Annotated in this window: 16 protein-coding genes; 4 read left to right on the top strand and 12 right to left on the bottom strand. The window is 39.7% G+C overall.

Translation table 11 applies throughout. The annotated features are described in order from the left end of the window. The first annotated feature begins 533 nt into the window (after positions 1-533). A complete protein-coding gene (gene metE, locus Q0625_RS03140) occupies positions 534-2840 on the top strand; it encodes a 5-methyltetrahydropteroyltriglutamate--homocysteine S-methyltransferase (RefSeq protein ID WP_298823437.1) in 2307 nt (768 codons plus the stop codon). A gap of 141 nt (positions 2841-2981) precedes the next feature. Here metE and nth read toward each other — a convergent pair whose 3' ends face one another. From nth to nirK, 5 genes are all read right to left on the bottom strand, one after another. After that, positions 2982-3608 carry an endonuclease III gene (gene nth, locus Q0625_RS03145; RefSeq protein ID WP_298823438.1) on the bottom strand — a complete coding sequence of 209 codons (627 nt, stop codon included), beginning with the start codon at positions 3606-3608 and terminating at the stop codon, positions 2982-2984. Between the two features lies 1 nt (position 3609). Continuing rightward, positions 3610-5040 (bottom strand): L-serine ammonia-lyase, encoded by a 1431-nt coding sequence (locus Q0625_RS03150; RefSeq protein WP_298823439.1) that lies wholly within the window; start codon positions 5038-5040, stop codon positions 3610-3612. A gap of 83 nt (positions 5041-5123) precedes the next feature. Beyond that, complete coding sequence (locus Q0625_RS03155) at positions 5124-5798, bottom strand: SCO family protein (RefSeq protein WP_298823440.1); 675 nt, start codon at positions 5796-5798, stop codon at positions 5124-5126. Between the two features lie 167 nt (positions 5799-5965). Then, complete coding sequence (locus Q0625_RS03160; protein WP_298823441.1) at positions 5966-6739, bottom strand: formylglycine-generating enzyme family protein; 774 nt, start codon at positions 6737-6739, stop codon at positions 5966-5968. Between the two features lie 48 nt (positions 6740-6787). Beyond that, entirely contained in the window at positions 6788-8221 is a 1434-nt protein-coding gene (gene nirK, locus Q0625_RS03165) for a copper-containing nitrite reductase (protein ID WP_298823442.1), read from the bottom strand. 694 nt (positions 8222-8915) lie between these two features. On the opposite strand from nirK, the gene Q0625_RS03170 reads away from it, so the two are divergent. Further along, positions 8916-9983 carry a branched-chain amino acid aminotransferase gene (locus tag Q0625_RS03170; RefSeq protein WP_298823443.1) on the top strand — a complete coding sequence of 356 codons (1068 nt, stop codon included), beginning with the start codon at positions 8916-8918 and terminating at the stop codon, positions 9981-9983. 38 nt (positions 9984-10021) lie between these two features. Here Q0625_RS03170 and Q0625_RS03175 read toward each other — a convergent pair whose 3' ends face one another. The 7 genes from Q0625_RS03175 to Q0625_RS03205 all read right to left on the bottom strand — a co-directional run bounded on the left by Q0625_RS03175 (position 10022) and on the right by Q0625_RS03205 (position 16851). Next, positions 10022-10867: a transketolase gene (locus Q0625_RS03175; protein ID WP_298823444.1), complete on the bottom strand. Its 846-nt coding sequence runs from the start codon at positions 10865-10867 to the stop codon at positions 10022-10024. 29 nt (positions 10868-10896) lie between these two features. Then, positions 10897-11631, bottom strand: coding sequence for an LPS export ABC transporter ATP-binding protein (lptB, locus tag Q0625_RS03180; protein WP_298823445.1), 735 nt, complete (start codon positions 11629-11631; stop codon positions 10897-10899). Beyond that, positions 11612-13516, bottom strand: coding sequence for a helicase associated domain-containing protein (locus Q0625_RS03185; protein WP_298823446.1), 1905 nt, complete (start codon positions 13514-13516; stop codon positions 11612-11614). The genes lptB and Q0625_RS03185 overlap by 20 nt, the downstream gene beginning before the upstream one ends. A 203-nt stretch (positions 13517-13719) precedes the next feature. Next, on the bottom strand, positions 13720-14370 hold the full coding sequence (locus Q0625_RS03190; protein WP_298823447.1) for a hypothetical protein: 651 nt from the start codon (positions 14368-14370) through the stop codon (positions 13720-13722). A gap of 15 nt (positions 14371-14385) precedes the next feature. Then, positions 14386-15204 (bottom strand): twin-arginine translocase subunit TatC, encoded by an 819-nt coding sequence (tatC, locus tag Q0625_RS03195; protein WP_298823448.1) that lies wholly within the window; start codon positions 15202-15204, stop codon positions 14386-14388. Further along, complete coding sequence (locus Q0625_RS03200) at positions 15204-16301, bottom strand: BT_3928 family protein (protein WP_298823449.1); 1098 nt, start codon at positions 16299-16301, stop codon at positions 15204-15206. The genes tatC and Q0625_RS03200 overlap by 1 nt, the downstream gene beginning before the upstream one ends. Further along, positions 16288-16851, bottom strand: coding sequence for a DUF1599 domain-containing protein (locus Q0625_RS03205; RefSeq protein ID WP_298823450.1), 564 nt, complete (start codon positions 16849-16851; stop codon positions 16288-16290). The genes Q0625_RS03200 and Q0625_RS03205 overlap by 14 nt, the downstream gene beginning before the upstream one ends. Before the next feature lie 250 nt (positions 16852-17101). Here Q0625_RS03205 and Q0625_RS03210 point away from each other — a divergent pair, with 250 nt between their 5' ends. Together Q0625_RS03210 and Q0625_RS03215 are read left to right on the top strand one after the other, a co-directional pair. Then, positions 17102-17839, top strand: a complete 738-nt coding sequence (locus Q0625_RS03210; RefSeq protein ID WP_298823451.1) for a 16S rRNA (uracil(1498)-N(3))-methyltransferase — start codon at positions 17102-17104, stop codon at positions 17837-17839. A 137-nt stretch (positions 17840-17976) separates the two neighbouring features. Further along, positions 17977-19923, top strand: a complete 1947-nt coding sequence (locus Q0625_RS03215) for a DUF349 domain-containing protein (protein WP_298823452.1) — start codon at positions 17977-17979, stop codon at positions 19921-19923. Positions 19924-20117 lie beyond the last annotated feature (194 nt).

The following is a 20117-nucleotide window of genomic DNA, read 5'->3' on the forward strand; positions in this document are numbered from 1 at the left end:
AATTCATAAGACCAACTTACAGAATATTGTTACAAATTCCATAAATAACTACCTCCTACCGATTTCACTAAGAAGATCAATAAGGAATAACACACCTTAAAATAAACTCAACATTATGATTTAGAGCCTATGATCTCAATAATGAAACATCAAAATTCTAACCTTCTAAGACGCAATAGAACTCATAATTTTTTCAAGTCTTGAATTACAGACAACAATCTACAGGATTTTTTCCTTTAAAAAAACATATATTCAGAAACAATATTATTGATATAAATTTACAGGAACCTTCCTTTCGAAAGTGAACACATAAATATATTATATATAACAAATTGATTTACAATAATTCACAAACAAAAACACTTCCTAAAAACAACCTATAAAATTTAAGTTTCCCTTATAAACAATCCCCTCAATCTCATTAGAATTTTTTTTTAAAAAAAATTTGGTTGTTAGAATTTTATATTATATCTTTGCACCCTGAAAGTAAAAAGAAATTATTTTAAGTCTCATAAGAAATAAATTAAGTGAATATGAAAACAAATGTGTTAGGCTATCCGCGTATCGGTGAGAAGCGCGAACTGAAAAAAGCCAACGAAGCCTTCTGGGAGGGAAACCTTAGTGAAGAAGAGTTGCTCGCTGTAGCGGAAAGAATCCGTGTACATAACTGGACTTTACAAAAAGAAGCGGGTATTGACCTTATCCCTTCTAATGATTTTTCGTTGTATGACCAAGTATTGGATTTCTCCTTTACTATCAATGCAATTCCTGAACGTTTTGCCCCTACACAGAACCTCTCTGAGCTAAAGCAATACTTTGCTATCGCTCGTGGTTACCAAAAAGATGGCATAGATGTTACTGCCTCTGAAATGACCAAATGGTTCGATACCAACTACCACTATATCGTCCCTGAATTTACTAAAAATCAAGCCTTTTCTATTAAGGTAAATAAACCTCTACAAGAATACAACTTAGCTAAAAAACACGGCTTCGAAACCAAGCCTGTACTCCTTGGAATTATCACTTACTTACTCTTAGGTAAAGAAAAAGAAGCTGGCTTCCACCGCTTGGAACTAGCTGACCGATTACTCCCTGTATATATTGAGATCGTACAAAGCCTTGTAGATGCAGGTGCCAAGACTATCCAGATAGATGAACCTTATTTGGTACTTGACCTGCCCAAGGGAGCTGCCGAAGCTTACAAAAAAGTATATAGTGCTCTTAAGACCAAATTCCCTCACACAGAATTTATCCTTACCACTTACTTCGGTGCCTTGGAAAACAATACAGAATTAGCTGTATCTCTTCCTTTCGATGTACTACACATTGATCTAGTACGTGCCGCAGCTCAACTTGATAGCGTACTAAAAGCGCTTCCTAAGGATAAAAAACTTTCTTTGGGTATCGTAGATGGACGTAACATTTGGAAAAACAACTTTGAACACTCTCTTGCCCTCATTGAGAAGGTAAAAGAAGTGATTAGCAGCGATCGCATATACATTGCCTCTTCTTCTTCCTTGTTGCACTCTCCTTGTAACTTGGAGCTTGAAAACAACGAGAAAGTACTTACCCCTGAGATCAAACAATGGCTTGCTTTTGCTAAACAAAAAGTAAAAGAAATCGCTACCCTTAAGGCGCTTGCTTTAGGTCATGATCTTAGCCCAGAGGTAAAGGCTATCTTCGAGGAAAACAAGAAGGCTGCCCAAAACCGCAAGACTTCTACTCTTATCCACAATCCTGAAGTAAAAGCCCGTGTAAAGGCTATCACTGAACAAGATAGCAAACGTAAGAGTGCTTTCGCTACTCGCCAAAAGCTACAAGAAGAAGCGCTACACTTACCGCTATTCCCTACCACTACCATTGGTTCTTTCCCTCAAACTCCTGAGGTTCGTTCTTGGAGAGCTTCCTTTAACAAAGGCACCCTATCTCAAGCAGAATATGACAAAAAATTGGAGAAAGAAATTGAAGAATCTATCCATTGGCAAGAACAAACAGGTATTGATGTACTCGTACATGGAGAGTTCGAACGTAATGACATGGTGGAATACTTCGGAGAGCTACTCAGTGGCTATACCTTCTCCAAATTTGGTTGGGTACAGAGCTACGGTTCTCGCTGCGTGAAACCTCCAATCATCTACGGAGATGTATCTCGCCCTAAACCTATGACTGTTCGTTGGAGCAAATATGCTCAGTCCCTTACCAAGCTTCCTGTAAAAGGTATGCTTACAGGGCCTGTAACTATCCTACAATGGTCTTTCGTTCGTGATGACCAACCTCGTTCTGAAACAGCTACTCAGATAGCTCTTGCTATTCGTGATGAAGTTGTGGATCTTGAAAAAGCAGGTATCAAAGTTATCCAAATTGACGAACCTGCTATCCGTGAGGGCTTACCGCTACGTAAAGCTGATTGGCAAGCTTATTTTAATTGGGCTATCAAGGCTTTCCGTATCTCCGCCTCTGGTGTGGAAGACCAAACCCAAATACATACACACATGTGTTACTCTGAGTTCAATGATATGATCGAGGCTATCGCAGATATGGATGCCGATGTAATCACCATAGAGTGCTCTCGCTCACAAATGGAACTCTTGGATGTATTTGCTGACTTCAAATATCCTAATGAAATAGGTCCTGGTGTATATGACATCCACTCCCCTCGTGTACCTTCTGAGGAAGAAATGTACCACCTTATGAAGAAAGCCATCGCAGTAGTACCTTTCCGTAACCTTTGGGTAAACCCTGACTGTGGTCTTAAAACACGCCACTGGGAGGAAACCAAATTGGCACTATCCGCTATGGTGGAAACAGCTAAAAAACTCCGTGAGGAATACAAAAAATAGTGACTAACGACTAGTGACAAATGAATAGTGAATAGCTAATAACAACTAATCCTAATAAGTCACATTCTTTAATAAATAAAGGAGGCTACCCTTTTCGGATAGCCTCCTCTCTTTTATTCATCACCTGTCACTTTTCATTAATCACTTTTCACTCTTCACTGTCTTTGTGATTACATCTTTGTCAAGATCCCAGCCACGGGCAGAGGAATATTCTCTAGCATAGTAGATGATTTGTAAGTGGAGTTTATTCCATTTACGCTTAGGAAAGGCCTTTTTTGCATCTTTCTCACTTTGAACAACCGAAGAACCATCGGAGAGTCCCCAGCGAAAAAGCATGCGATGTATATGTGTATCCACTGGAAAAGCAGGCACACCAAAGGCCGTACTCATCACTACACTGGCTGTCTTATGTCCTACCGATGGAAGTGCTTCCAAGGCTTCAAAGGATTGGGGCACCTGTCCCTCATACTTCTCTATAAGGGTATGAGACAGATGATAGATACCATGCGCCTTCATAGGAGAAAGTCCCACAGGCTTTATAATCTCTCGTATCTCCTCCTCGGTAAGCTTGATCATATCATAGGGATTATCTGCCTTGGCAAAGAGCAAAGGAGTAATCTGATTCACCCTCGCATCTGTACATTGGGCAGAGAGGATTACAGCAATAAGCAATGTATAGGGATCCTTGTGATGCAGTGGCACAGGAGGGTCAGGGTAAAGTTCCTCCAACTTCTCCAAAATAAAGCGTACTTTCTCTCTCTTAGTCATCTTAACAATCGGCCACACTTACATTTACAGCAAGTCCTGCTTCAGAAGTTTCTTTGTACTTGGTATTCATATCTAGAGCGGTCTGCCACATCGTCTGAATCACCTTATCCAAAGGTACTTTCGCATTCTTAGGATCGGTCTCAAGGGCTAGTTCTGCAGCATTGATAGCTTTCACTGCTCCCATGGCATTGCGTTCTATACAAGGAATTTGCACTAAGCCGCCTATTGGGTCACAGGTAAGCCCCAAGTGGTGCTCCATAGCAATCTCGGCAGCTATCATCACTTGTTCAGGGGTTCCTCCCCAAAGTTCGCATAAGCCTGCCGCAGCCATAGCGGAAGACACCCCTATTTCAGCCTGACAGCCTCCCATAGCAGCTGAGATAGTGGCTCCTTTCTTAAAGAGGCTGCCTATGACTCCTGCTGTGAGTAAGAACTGTTCTATCTCCTTGTCCCCCCCTTGGTGGTTATCTATGGCTAAGTAATAGAGCAATACGGCAGGAATCACTCCAGAACTACCATTGGTAGGAGCTGTTACCACACGACCTAAAGAGGCGTTCACTTCATTGACGGCCAAAGAAAAACAAGTTACCCACTTAAGAATCTCGCGGAACTCCACCTTCTTATTCCTAATAGCTGCAAGCCAAGCATCAAGCCCTTCATACTGAGGTGTTTCTCCCAAGAGCTTTTTATGAATATCATAAGCCCTACGCCTTACATTGAGCCCTCCAGGGAGAATTCCTTCGGTATGACAACCTATATAGGCACATTCTTCCATGGTGTGCCATACCCTTAGTAACTCTGAATGTATCTTAGCCTCGTCACGGAGAACTTTCTCGTCTTCAAAAATAATCTCGGATATCTTCTTCCCTTCTCGCTGGCAGTGAGCTAAAAGTTCCTTAGCTGATTCAAATTCATAAGGAAAATGAGTAGTTGTTACTGTGGTCTGCTCCTTATCATCTTCTGTTTTTTCCTTGACAATAAAGCCTCCCCCAATAGAATAAAAGGTAGAAACATAGGTCTCCATTCCCTCTCCCTCAGCTGTAAAAGTGATACCATTGGCATGGAAAGGCAAGAATTTTTTATTAAAAACTACCTGATTTTCAGGATCAAAATCTATGAAAAAAGAACCTGCAAGGTGCAATTTTTTATCTTTGTTGATAGCCTCAATAATTGTTGAGATACTATCTATCGGGATATACTCTGGATCGGTACCACTTAGCCCTAACATAGCGGCCAAGTCTGTAGCGTGTCCTTTTCCTGTAAGAGAAAGTGAGCCATAGAGGTCTACACACACCTTTTGTACTTTTTCTAAAACCTGTCTTTCTCTAAGTTCTTTTAGGAAGGCCTCTGCTGCACGCCATGGTCCCAAGGTGTGCGAGCTGGAAGGACCTACTCCTATCTTAAGCATTTCAAAAACACTTACGTAGTCCATAAAATAATTTTAATCGGGCAAAATTACGAATTTATAATCAATCTCTAAAGATTAATCTTTACTTTTTTGTCCCTCAAAAATAGTTATTTGTTATTTATTTTTTCAAGTTGTTTTCTTATCTCTTGTACGATACTAGTTCGGTCTATACCCAAACCTTCTTGTTGTGCCGCTAGCTCACCCTCAGCATTGAATACACTGATAATGTTGGAATGAGAGAAATCTACAGGGGAAATTTGCTTATAATTCACCGCTAGTACAGCTGCAAACTCGCGGGTTTTTTCCTCATCGGAACGTAGGAATACCCATTGGTCATCATCCATATTGCTTTCTTGAGCAAATTTCTTAAGGTGTTCAGGAGTATCCACCTTAGGGTCTATACTTACCAAGATATACTTCACCTTTTCCTTATGAGGCATATCGGAAGCATCTACCGTTTTGCGTATATCACGCATATCTGCGATAAGAATAGGACAAGCCGCCTTACAGGAGGTGTATATCATCACCACTACCAATACATTCCCTTTGAAGTCTTTCCATTGCACATCATTGCCATTTTGGGTTGTCCATGTCTCTGGCAGATTATAGATAGATATATCTGAAATTTCAGTGGGTTTAGCATTCTCCTGCTGCTGACCTTCAGCAGTAGTAGCCATTGCTGGCTGATTAAGCTCCTCTGCTTTTGTTGAGGACTCTGTTGTGTTGTTCTTGCAGCTTTGGAGCAATAATACCCCTAAAGCCATGATAAAAAACCTTTTCATAATTGCATTATTAGTTGTTAGTTTCTAGTTTTTAATTTTTAGTGGTTAGTAGTTAGTTTTTAGTGATTAGTGGTTAGTGGTTAGAACTGTCTACTGTCTACTGACCTCTGACCTCTGACCACTGTCTACTGACTACTGTCCTCTGACTACTGACCACTGCCCTCTGACTACTTATTCTTCGCGCATCTAAACCCTAAGTTTTTAGTGGTATAGCTTGCTTTAAGACTTCCACGAAGAGAATAGCGCATAAAAGCTCCATAGTTAGTAAGGTCAGAAGCATTTAGCGCACTACCTCCACAGAAAAGTCCGTCGTCTCCAAAATTGTCCTTACGGGCTTCTCCTGAGAAGAATACACTATTAAAATCACTTACCCATTCCCATACAAGCCCATACATATCATACACCCCCCAATAGTTCTTTTTGGTACTACCTATTTTGTTCTCATAGGTACGAGGAGTCTGTAGCCAGTTAGTAATATAGTCTGAATAGCTTTTCTTTTCTCGTGCATTGATGGAGGTCTCATCGGCTTGGGCTACATATTCCCATTCATCGGTGGTAGGGAGGCGCTTACCCTGACACTCACAATATTTCTTAGCCGCAAACCAAGATACATTGGTAACTGGTGCCTCTGAGTCCAAAGGAGAAAAATCTAAATCCCCTTTCCATGCCGAAAGGTAACTCTTCTGTGCATAGATACCCTTGATCTTAGAGCGCTGCCACTGAGGGTTTTTCTCCAAAAAATCTCTATACTGGGCATTGGTCACAGGATATACATCTAAGTAAAAAGAATTGACTTTCACAGGCTTGGTCTCCTTTTGTTTTTCCTTAACCCCGTACATAGGAATATAAGTTCCTCCTTTGATCTCCACCATAGGTGTTGGCGACTGTGCCATAGCTTGTAGAAAGAAAAGAAAAGAGGATACAAAGAATAGTTTTTTCATAATTATAAGATTAAAAATAAGGGCGCAAAAATGCGCCCCTATTATAGATTATTTTTTAATTTTCTGAACCATCTCAGGAGTAACTACCTTCTTGCTATTATCCCAAGTATTATATACATAGGTAAGCACATCGGCTACTTCTTGTACAGAAAGTGGCTGAGGAGTCATCACACTGTTGTATTTCTTACCATTTACAGTAACTTCTCCTTGTTTTCCATGTAGCACAATATCAATAGCTCTATCCACATCAGCATTGAGGAAGTCGGACTTAGCCAATGGAGGGAAAGCTCCTTCCATTCCTTGACCTTGTGCTTGGTGACAAGCCACACAAGTCTTGGTATATACCACCTTACCGTCAGCAATTTGTTGCTCTTTAGTTTTATTAACGATTGCATCATCCTTAGGAGTGGTAGAAATCTTTAGATCAGATACATAAGGAGTAGGTTCGTTCTTAGCATATATCTTGCGATTTTCTTCTCCTTTGGCTACCAAAAGTCCCAAAGCACCCTTGTTGAATGCACGGAAGATAGAGTGGTCTACTAGTACATAAGAGCCTGGTACATCTACCTTAAACTCTACGATAGCGGCACCCCCTGCTGGGATAAGGGTGGTTTGTACGTTTTCATTCATAAGGCTACCCCCTTCTACATGTACACGATCAAAGATTTCTCCAATTACGTGGAAAGAAGACACCATGTTTGGTCCTCCATTTCCTACAAACAGACGTACCGTTTCCCCTGGGTTAGCTGTAAGAGCTCCATCTTGAGTAAGAGAACCTACCTTACCGTTGAATACGATATAGTCTGGAGTTTCTTTCAAGGCTTTTTCTTGATTAAAGGCCTGAGTACCTCCTGCTCCATAAGCCCCATCGGTATAGAAGTCCCCTTGCATCACGTAGTATTCCTTATCCACTGGAGGAAGACCACCTTCGGGTTCTACCAAGATAAGTCCATACATACCATTAGAAATATGCAATGGCACAGGTGCTTGCGCACAGTGATATACATAAAGTCCTGGGTTAAGGCACTTAAAACTAAAAGTACGTTGTTGTCCTGGCGCTACTAAGCTGGCTTCAGCTCCTCCTCCTGGACCTGTTACGGCATGTAGATCTATATTGTGAGGGAGCTTGTTGTCCTGATGGTTCTTAAGGGTAAATTCTACCTCATCTCCCACACGAGTACGGATAAAGCTACCTGGCACAGTACCTCCGAAAGTCCAGAATAGGTACTTGGTACCATCCATAATTTCACCTTCTTGCTCTATGATTTCCAAATCTACCTTGAGTTTCTTAGCAGGACGGGTACCCACTGGCTTAGGTACATATGGCGGAGAGGTAAGCTCGGCCATCTCTTGTTCTCCTTCTGCTACAATATCAGTAGTAGGTATAGAAGTTGTTTTTTGTTCGGGTTCACTGCCTCCACAAGCTCCCAAAAGGGAAGTGAACGCAACAAGGGTCATTAGTTTTGTTGTATACTTCTTCATTTATTAGTATTTTTTTATGTCCACAAAGGTATAAATTTATCTCTAAAAATACAAATAATTTTCAAAAAAAAATTATAGTAATACAGTAATTATAGCGAAAAGAATACTATCACATTGAACATGAAAATCTCTCTATTCCATAATCCTTTTTTTCCTAATATTTGTGTATATCAACCACATAAATATCTTAAAAATAAAAAAGAGGAAAATAATATTTTCCTCTTTTCAACTAATTAAAATATAAGAGACTGAAATCTTTTCTTATGTATTTATGGTATTTGATAGTAACTATTTCTACAAGAATAAGCACTAAGTTATTTTTAGCAATTTATCATTTTCCTTATTTATTCCTCAAAACATCTCTTCCTGAAAAACAATTTTAAGAGCTTATTTTAACCAAATACATTTCATACCGAAATATAACTTTTATTCATTGCAAAAATAGCATTATTTTTATAATTACAAAACAAAAATTTTATATTTAACATATTTTATTTTCAAAACAAGAATATATAGCTATTATTAACTATGTTTTAAGAAAAATAGTCTATATAACTATTGAAATGTAAAATCTAATCTATATCCTTATCCTTATCCCTTAAAAATCACGTTAATTAATCATTAATCAACAACTATTCATTATTTAATTCGTAACTTTGCAGTTTAAAAAGAAAATAATTTTAAGAAGAAAATAATGAATACTACAAAATTCTCTATTTCTATTGAAAAAGTAGCTCAGAGCAGACTAGAAGGTATTGATTTCTCCAAATTATCCTTCGGGCAGATTTTCTCCGACCATATGTTCATCTGTGATTATAAGGATGGTAAGTGGCAAGACCCTCGTATTGTACCTTATGGACCTTTCTCGGTAGAACCTTCCTTGAGTGTTTTTCACTATGGACAGGCTGTGTTTGAAGGCATGAAAGCTTACAAAGATGACAATGGTGAGGTATTCCTCTTCCGCCCTACTGAGAACTATGCACGTATCAATAAGTCTTGCAAGCGTATGGCAATGCCTGAGTTTCCTGAAGACCTCTTTGATGAGGCATTGAAAACCTTGGTGGATTTAGACCGCGGTTGGGTACAACCTGGTTTTGGGAATGCACTCTACCTACGTCCTTTTATGATTGCTACTTCTCATGGGGTACAAGCCAATCCTTCTAACGAGTACCGCTTTATGATTATTACCTCACCTGTGCAAAGTTATTACAAAGGACAGGAAGTGAAAGTAAAAATCGCTGACCATTACAGCCGTGCAGCCAATGGAGGTGTAGGATTTGCTAAGGCAGCTGGTAACTATGCTGGACAATTCTATCCTACTGCTTTGGCAAAAGAAGAAGGTTTCCAACAAATCATTTGGACAGATGATGCTACTCACCAGAAATTAGAAGAATGCGGCACCATGAATGTGGTTATCCGTATAGGAGATACCCTTATCTCTCCCCCACCTACCGAACGTATTTTGGACGGAATTACCCGCAAGAGTGTCATCACAGTAGCAGATAAGTTGGGTATTACCTTTGAATCCCGTTCTATCACCGTTACTGAACTATTGCAAGCAGTAGAAAAAGGTACGTTAAAAGAAATTTTTGGTTGTGGTACAGCTGCTGTAATTAGTCCAGTGGCTGCTTTCAGCTACGAAGGCAAAGAGTATCGCCTCCCAGAGGTCAAGGATAGTTATGCTGCACGCATCAAGGAATATTTGCTTAATATACAATATAATAAATCTGAAGATCCTTTCGGATGGCGTGTAAGAGTTTAATAAAAAGGCGAGCCAAATGGCTCGCCTTTCTTTATTTATTAGTAATCTCCCAATGTTTCAGGGTTTTGTGCCAAGGCCTTAGCCAATTGCTCATCATTAGGAGCTTTTCCATGCCAAGCATGAGTACCCATCATGAAATCTACTCCATTACCCATTTCAGAGCATAGAAGTACACATACGGGTTTTCCCTTGCCTGTAAGGGCTTTAGCTGCCTTAAGTCCTTCCAAGATAGCGGTAATATCATTACCTTTTTCTATAGTTACCACTTGCCAACCGAAAGCCTCAAATTTTGCTTTAAGATCTCCCAATGGGAGCACTTGGTCTGTAGGTCCGTCTATCTGTTTCTTATTGTAATCCACTGTGGCGATAAGGTTATCTACGCCTTTACCTGCAGCAAACATAGCCGCTTCCCATATCTGTCCCTCTTGTAGCTCTCCGTCTCCATGTAGGGTATAAACAAGGTGTGAGTCTCCGTTAAGCTTCTTTGCCAATGCGGTTCCTATGGCTACCGAAAGACCTTGCCCTAAGGAACCCGAGGCTACTCGCACTCCCTCCAAGCCTTCACATGGAGTAGGGTGTCCTTGCAAGCGGGTACCTATCTTTCGAAAAGTAGCCAACTCACTTACAGGGAAGAAACCACGACGTGCTAGCACGCTATAAAATACAGGGGAGATATGACCATTGGAAAGGAAAAATACATCTTCATCCTTTCCGTCCATGGTAAAAGGTAATTTGATATCCATTACCTTATTATATAGGCATACCAAAAACTCAGCACAGCCCAAAGAACCTCCTGGGTGACCTGAATTTACCTTGTGTACCATTCGCAAAATATCCCTACGCACTTGAGTGGTAAGGTCAGTAAGTTGTTGAATCTCTGACATTATACAATTATTTTATGTGTGATTATTTATTAGTTTCTTTTCTTTAGTTCGAAGTTATTTCCCAAATATACTTCTCTGACCATAGGGTCATAAGCTAGTTCTTCAGGCAGACCTGCCTTGAGGATACCTCCCTCATACATAAGGTAGGTACGATCGGTAGCAGGAAGAGTTACCTCCACGCGGTGATCGGTGATAAGTATACCTATATTCTTGTTTTTCAGCTGAAAAACAATATTCTGTATATCCTCTACCGCAATAGGGTCTACCCCAGCAAAAGGTTCATCCAAAAGAATAAAATCAGGACTAGTGGCAAGTGCTCGAGCGATTTCGGTACGTCTGCGTTCACCTCCTGAGAGTAGGTCTCCTCTGTTCTTACGGATATGTCCTAAGTTGAACTCATCTATCAGGGACTCCATCTTATAGAGTTGTTCCTTTTTGCTTAGTTTTGTGAGTTGTAGAACAGATAGGATATTATCCTCTATACTCATCTTCCTAAATACACTAGGCTCTTGTGCTAAGTAGCCTATACCATTCTGAGCACGCTTGTACATAGGATATCGGGTGATCTCCTTATCATTGAGGTAGATATGCCCAGCATTGGGCTTGATAAAGCCTACAATCATATAGAAGGAGGTTGTCTTGCCCGCTCCATTGGGACCCAAAAGACCTATAATCTCTCCTTGTTTGACTTCCAAGGAAATGCCTTTGACTACTTTACGTCCTTTGTATTCTTTTACTATATTTTCAGCTCTTAGTGTCTTCATAACTTTTATTTATAAGTGTTTGGAACAGTGTTTTCTTTTCTTCAGATACACGTCCATTCTTTATTAGGTTTCTCTGTACACTCATCCAGCGATACAGTACTATAGCTTCCGCATGTTTATCCGAGGAAAGCGGTAGGCGCTTATAAGTATGGATAAAGTCGGCCATAGCTTCATAATTCTCCTGCCATGTGCGTTTCTTAACGGGTTGCTCCACTACCAGAGCATATTCTTCGGGGTAATTAGCCCCCTTGAGACCTATAAGTGAATTTTGGAAAAACTCAAAAGTATCGGAAGCCTCTGCCTTTAGGTTCGTTAGCACACTCTTGGAGTTCGTATTAGGTCTGTACTGCAACAGATAAGCCGTGATTTGCGAAAGGGACTGAGGGCGTTTTTGTTGTTGTAGGAATTCTTTGACAATATCTCGAATAGTACCTCCCTTGAAGTTCTCAACGGTTGACTCCCATTTCTTAAGTCCAAAGTTGCTACTTCTCCCTATGGGGACAAATCCGTATTCTCGCTTGAGGGAAGAACGAATCCCTGCATGAGTGAAGTTCGTATGAGGGTAGAGAGCTCTTACCTTATTCGCTATTTCCTCTACATAAGAAGAAACTCCCAAGGCTTCTAAAGCTTCATAAGCATATTCATTGATCTGCTTATAGGTATTGCGAGGAATTATGATATGGTCACCCTCCACCTGCAAGCCAAATTCTTCCTTGAGCAAAAGAGCTACTACCACTGCCACACGTTCCCATTGGATAGAATCGTCTAGGAGATAAGCTGATACTTTTTCTCTTAGTGAAAGGGTATATTTCTTAGCAGTCTTAGTCTCCAGTACAGAGGAAAAATCAGAGACAAAGCCTTCCCAATCAAAACAAGGATATATTTCCTTGGAAACCAGATAGATTCGCTTCCAGTTATGTCTGTTCTTTTTCTTAGAAAAATGGGGATAAAGCACATCGGAAAGGTTACCCACTATCTCAAATTTTTCCAAATAGATACAAAGAATAAAATAGATAAAACTCTCTGTGAAATTGGTCTGGCTCTTTTGGTTAATCCATTCTACCTGTTCAGCAGTGAGGGTGATAACATCGCCCGAGGTGTCTATTTTCCCCTGAGTAAGTAACTCATCGTTGAAGGCACGAATAATAGGGAGTTTCTTAGAGAATTCGCAAATCACCTGATTGCGAATCTGGCGTACACGCTCATGGGTAATTTGCATCTGCTTACCTATCTCTCTAAGCTTTAATCCTATAGTATGTTGGTAGAATTTGAATGCCTTGGAGAAAAGTTTGATCTTACTCTCATCAAACAAGGCAGGAGTAGTGAGCAGATAGTCCACCACCTTGAAAAACCCCAATCTGGTTACCTCCGTGGGAATATTCTCTATGGGATAGATATCTTGATTGACACACATCTCCTTGAATACCATGATCTTATCAGGATCTTCTACCTTACTGATCTCTATAATAAAGTATTTTATCTTATCAAAATAAATATTTAGGTCTAAGGTATTTCTTCGTCCTATACCCCTTATATTGACAGCATTTTCTTTTGATTGAATGTAGAATTTATAAAAAGCCTGTAAGGATACCCCTTGTGTGAAATACATATCCAGTGTATTCTTCAATCTTGGTGGTAGACTGGTGGTAATCATCTGGATATAACTATCAATAATCTCCTTTTGTAGGGGGGTAAGTGTTTCAAAGGAGGACAAGAGTTGCCGATTGAGAACATCTTCCTGTTGTAATCTGTCAAAAAAGTCAGAAGAAGAAATACGCTTAAGCTCCTCCATAGAACGCTTGCCACAGTTTTTAATTCCATCAAAGTGCTTATATTCGTTGTAATAATTACGAATATCTTCTGAGGAATGCCACTGCTGTTCCATACAAATATTGTAGGTTCGTAAGCTTATTTTATTGTTTTTTAACAACTCTCTTATTTGCATCATCTTTATTTATCCTATCCAAATCTATCCACCATCAAATTAGCTCATTAACTCATCAGTTCATCACCAAATTGACTCATCGGCTCATCATCAAATTAGCTCATCGGCAAATTGGCAAATTGACACATCACCAAATTGGCTAATTAAAAATCAAAACGATAAGGCATATGATTAAACTCCTCTTCCAAGAATAACCAGTCCTGAACACTACTTACAATTGTGTATACCATAGCCTCGGTGAGTACCTTTCCTTGGTAAAGAGCCTCTATGGTTTCTATGGAAGCATTGTCATTGAGGTATTCCGTTTCCTCTCCAAAGAAAATAGTAGCCCAATCTTTGTAAAATTCAGGGTCAGTAGATAGGTGCTTGAGGGTGAATATCTCATCCTCTATCTCAAACTGAGTGATGAGTTGCCATGGCTTGTCCTCCTGCGCACAGATGACAAAAGGTATGTCCTGTTCATGGTAATTTTTCTTGTAGAAAGCTTGAAATTCTTTAGGGATTTGCTTTTCAAAATTCTCAGATCCTGAAGAAAAATTTTCACAAACGCTGGGGACAATGATACACCCCTTTTCAGTGAAAAACAAACGAAGTGAAGGTCCATCCTCTTCTTCAAAATCAAAGCCTATACTCGCCTCATTTCCCTCATATTCCTCTTGGTGACTAGGCATATAGCGGTGATAAGTCTCAAACTCTTGCCCACAGATAAGTAAATCCAGCACCGCTTGTGCCTTACAAATCTTTTTCAATGTTAGCCAATGGGGTAATTGGCTCAAATCAGGAGTAAAATTCATTCTTGATATATCAATTTAATTTAATTCTTTTTGTTTGCGTTGCACATATTTGGCGACAAAGATACTTATCTCATACAATATAAGTATAGGAATTGAAACAATCACTTGGCTAGCCACATCGGGAGGAGTGATAATAGCTGCCAAAATCAAGGTTACAATAATAGCATGCTTGCGATATCTACGCATAAAATCAGGAGTTACTATTCCCAATTTAGCCAGAAAATAAATCACTACGGGAAGTTCAAAGATAAGCCCACAGGAGATAACCGAAGAGCGCAACATATCTATATAAGAGCTTATATCTATTTCATTCTTAATCATTTGCTCTCCTCCTACCACCGAGTAGGTGGCAAAGAAATGAATAGACAAAGGGGCTATGATATAATATCCAAAAAGTACTCCTACAAAGAATAGCGTGGAGGTAATCCCAATAAAGCCTTTAGCCATTCTTCGCTCTTGCTGATAGAGACCTGGAGAGATAAAGCGCCACATCTCATACATCAGATAAGGAAAACCTATGACAATACCTGTCCAAAAAGAAATCCATAAGGTAGCTGAGAACTGCCCTGTCATAGTACGGTTCTGTATTACCAAAGGTAGCTTTTGGTTACAGAAATCAGTCTCCGAACCAAAAAAACGCCCTATCTCACAAAAAAACTTATAGGTAGGAAAATCTCCTTCTGTATGAGGGAGAATAATATACTTGAATATATAACTTTTGAAGAAAAAAGCTAATAATGCAACACCTACAACCACCATGATAGCCCTAATAACATGCCATCTGAGTACCTCCAAGTGCGCAAGGAAAGACATCTCCTCTTGTGGTTGTTCCATTACAATTCTATTTTTTCAGTGTCGTTATAACTTACTTTCTGTTTTATAGTACCTGCTTCAAGACGAATTACTGCAGGATTGGCACGTACCATGGTTTTAAGAGGGGTTATATCCATCGCATAGAAGTCAAAATTGAGTCCATAACTACCCAATAGCTTCCTTGCTTCCTCTGGAGAGGGGGTAAGCCCTACCACCTTGTAACCTGCCTTGAGTGCCTTGTCTGTCAGTTGCTTAATGGCAGTAAAACCTGCTAAATCAGCTTTTTTAAGATTATAGGAGGTAATCAGTAACAACTTAGGTTCCGATAGGAGCTGAGCAGTTACATCTTCCCCTTGGTTTTGTATCACAAAGTCATGAATAGGAGGCTCATAGCCTTTGGATACCAATTCTGTCTCTACTGAGATATATTTGCCCCCTTCTACCTCTGGATAGGCACCTTGGGTAGTGATAATCTCTTCTCTATCCCCTATCTTAAATTTCCAATGATAATCATATATCGCCTTAGGAGCATCTTCAGGAATTTCCATACCCTTTTGGATATTGACCCCTACCTTATAAGGACGAAAATCTATAACAGGCAAGTGCTTTTGGGTATAATAGACCAAACCTATACACCCCACTATGGTAAGAGAGAGCACAGCTATTGATACCTTATTACTATACAAGGGCTTTATACAATCCCGTCCCCACCAAAGGATAATTGCTAAAAATAACAATATCATGTCCTTGGTAAAAGAACCCCAAGGAGTAAATTTCAGCGCATCCCCGAAACAGCCGCAGTCTGTTACCTTATTGAAGTAGGCTGAGTAAAAGGTAAGGAAGCCAAAGAAAATGGTAAGTCCTAAAAGTGAGAGAAGTGTAAATTTTCTCAAAAAGCCCAATAAGAGTAATACCCCTAAAATAAGCTCAAAAGCCACCACAAAAACGGCTATAGGATAAGCAAAAGGGATAAAAAATGGCATATTAAGTACCTGAGGTTCAAAATATTCCTCAAGCTTGAAAGAAAAACCTATGGGATCCACTAATTTTACGAATCCACTAATGATAAAAACGACTCCTACTATGAGGCGTACGATAGAAATACTAATTTTTTTCATTGTTTTTTTCATTATGTTCCTCAAAAAGAATCAAGGCGAAAACGGCATAATTGACCATATCCTGATAATTTGCCTTCACGCCTTCACTAATGAGGGTCTTCCCTTTGTTATCTTCTATTTGTTTGATTCTAAGTATTTTCTGAAAAATAAGATCGGCAAGGGAGCTAATACGCATGCTACGCCACGCCTCCCCATAATCATGATTCTTTCGCAACATAAGCTCTTGCGTTTCTGCTACCATCTCCTCATAGAGGGCAAGGGCTTGTCTTAGATCTAAATCAGGCTCATTGGCCACTGATAACTTGATTTGTATCAGTGCCATAATAGAGTAATTCACTACAGCAACAAACTCTGTAGCTTCGTCCTCTTCCACCTTTCTCTCATCCGCCTCCTGAAGGGTACGAATGCGTTGCACCTTTATAAACAACTGATCGGTAAGTGATGGCAAGCGAAGCGTGCGCCATGCACTCCCATAATCCTTCATCTTATCTGCAAATATAGCCTGACAATGGGCTATTACCTTATTGTACTGTAAAACAGTTTTATCCATGTTCCGTAATAGAAATTTGACATAAATGGAACGATCCATTTCGCGGAGCAAATGTATAAAAAATATTTTTATGATCAAAATTATTTCTCGTTTAATTAGCAAAAAACAATGAACCAAAAAGCCGCTACATCCATGCTCCAAATCAGCTCTTTTATTTATTGATTTATCGATTCATTAACAAATTGGCAAATCAGCAAATTGACAAATTGGCAAATTGACAAATTATACTTACTTTTGTACCCAAAAAAATATGCAATTATTCTATCATAATTCCCTCACTCCACAGAGCGAAATTGTCCTCTTTGACAAGGAAGAAAGTACCCACATATACAAAGTGTTACGAAAAAAAGTAGGAGACTTACTCCATATCACCGATGGCAAAGGATACCTCTACCAAGGACAAATACAAGAGGTCAGTGACAAGAGATGCATAGTCCGCCTCTGCTGCTGTGAGCTTACCCCCGCCCCACCCTATCACCTACATATGGTAGTGGCTCCTACCAAGATGAACGAACGTTATGAATGGTTCTTGGAAAAGGCTATGGAGATAGGGGTACAGGAGTTAACTCCCATTATCTGTGAACATTCCGAGAGAAAAGTAATCAAAACCGAACGACTTGAAAAGATTCTCCTCTCTGCCATGAAGCAATCCCTACAATACCACCTACCACACCTAAACCCTCCCATAACCCTTCTGGAATGGCTAGATAAGGCAGAAGGTGAAGCCAAGTACATTGCTCATTGCCAAGAAGGAACACGCTTATCGCTCTTTGAACAGCTTAGTAACCTGCCCGATCAGGTGAAAAACATTACCATATTAATAGGGCCAGAGGGCGATTTCTCCCCAAAAGAGATAGAAAAAGCCTTGACCACGGGCTTCACTCCTGTGCTATTATCACCTCATCGACTACGTACTGAAACAGCAGCAGTGGTAGCCACTTGTAGCGTTGCTGATGCATTTGGTGCAAAAAAAATAGGTTTTCTTTAAACTCTTATTCTACTTACTATCAACACCTTATAAAAGCTATTCTATTCTATTTCGCACTTTATTGCCTTTTTTTTTGGCAAATTGACAAAAAAATTGTAACTTTGGGGTGAAAATTAATCACAATAGTATTTCATTCTATGTTAGAAAACGAAAAAAAATCGTCCCAAGAAGTTTCCGCTGAAACACTTGCACAAGAAGTACAGGAAAAAGCGCCTCTTGGAAACAATCCTGCTGATTTTTTAAGTGAAATACAGCAGGAGAATGCTCGTAGCGCCGAAGATACGGAAGAGAAAAAAAGGCATGAAATCCCCATGTTAAATTATGATAATTTAGACTTGGAAGCCCTCCAACATGAATTAAAGAAACTTATTGACCACGAGAAAATTACCGCTATCAAATCCCATGTGGAGGCTATCAAAAAGGCCTTTGACAACCACTATGCTCAGCTTGTGGAAGATAAGCGCGCCCAATTCCTAAGTCAAGAAGGAGCCGAAGATAAAGATTTTTCGTTCTCCTTACCTATTCGTGATACTTTTTATAAGACTTATCAGCAATACAAACAGCTCAAAGCACAACACCAAAAACAGCTTGAAGGTGAGCTTAAGAGCAATTTGGAACGCAAACAAGAAATCATAGCCGAGATAAAGAACCTTATTTCCTTGGGTAAGGACGATGTAGCATGGGATACCAATACTCTATTGCGCAAATTCCTTGACCTAAAAAAGAAATGGTATGAGATAGGAGCTGTCCCAAGAGAATACTATAATGACATCTGGAACAACTTCAACCATCATACAGACAATTTCTTTGACTACTTGAGCCTTACTCGCAATTACCAAGAAAATGATTTCAAACAAAACTTGGAGAAGAAGAATAAGCTCATAGAAAAAGCTCAAGCACTACTGGCTGAAACCGATGTACAAAAGGCTTTCCGTGAACTCCAGCTTCTCCACAAGATTTGGAAAGAGGACACTGGCCCAGTGGAAAAGGAATATCGCGAAAAGCTATGGGAACAATTCAGTGCCATTACCAAAGAAATCCATGACAAAAGACAGGCTTTCCTCAAACGCTTAGAGGCTTCTTTCGTGGATAACAAACACAAAAAACTTGGTATCATAAGCCAGATTGAGGATATTACCAAACAACATTTTACCTCCCATAACGAATACCAAAAAGCTATAGCTAAGGTAAATGAACTACGTGAGGAGTTCCAAAAAATAGGTCGTGTACCTCAGGAAGATTCCGAACCTATATGGCAACGCTTCATTGAAGCTATCCGTGCTTTCAGTAAGCAAAAGAACCAATTCTATAAGGAAAACAAAAAGACTCAGAATGAAAATATAGCTAAGCGACAAGAACTCATCGCTATTGCTAATGCTCATAAGGACAGTACCGATTGGGAAGTGGTAACCCCTCTTATCCAAAAGATACAAGAGGACTGGAAGCAAATCGGGGCAATCCCTCGTAAGCTCTCCAATGCTATGTGGGAAGAGTTCCGTGAGGCTTGTAACCATTATTTTGACCGCCTACACAAGGAAAGAAAGCACCAACACAAACAGGAGAATGCTGATATTGAACAGAAAAAAGCGCTCCTCGACCAGCTCAAAGCCTTTGTACTTACTGGCAACCAAGAGGAAGATGTAAAAGTACTTGAGGATTTCCAAGAAAAATGGAACTCCCTTGGTAAGCTCCCCGAAAGATTACGTGTAATAGATACGCGCTTTAACAAAATAATGAGTGCTATCTATAAGAAATTAAACTTCGATAAGAAACAAATTGAACTTATCAAGTACAATAACAAATTGGAGCACATGCCCAATGATGACAATGCTTTGGCGAAAGAAGAAATCTTTGTACGCAAAAAGATTGATGATATTCGCAAGGATATCCTCCAGCTGGAAAACAACCTACAATTCTTTACTAATGTAGACAAGAAGCATCCTCTTATGCGAGAAGCCCTCAAGAGTATCCATGAGCAACATGAAGCCTTGGCATTATGGGAAGACAAGCTAAAAGAACTTCACCTACGAGAAAAAAAGGAAGAGGAGGAAGTCTTAGCGCCTGAAGCGCCCGAATCCGTATAGCATCATAACTTTTAGAGAGTGTCATACTATTTATTTGAAGCTGTTCCCTAGTCAAGGAACAGCTTCCTTTTTAGTGAAAATCAAGCGATTAGTTAGAAGTATTTTTTTTCAAGAAAAAAATAGAGAAATATTTGGTATATATGAAAAAAAGTTGTATCTTTGCGCCCGCAAATAAGAACTATTATTTGTAATAG

The sequence above is a fragment of the uncultured Capnocytophaga sp. genome, assembly GCF_938029845.1.
Taxonomy (GTDB): domain Bacteria; phylum Bacteroidota; class Bacteroidia; order Flavobacteriales; family Flavobacteriaceae; genus Capnocytophaga.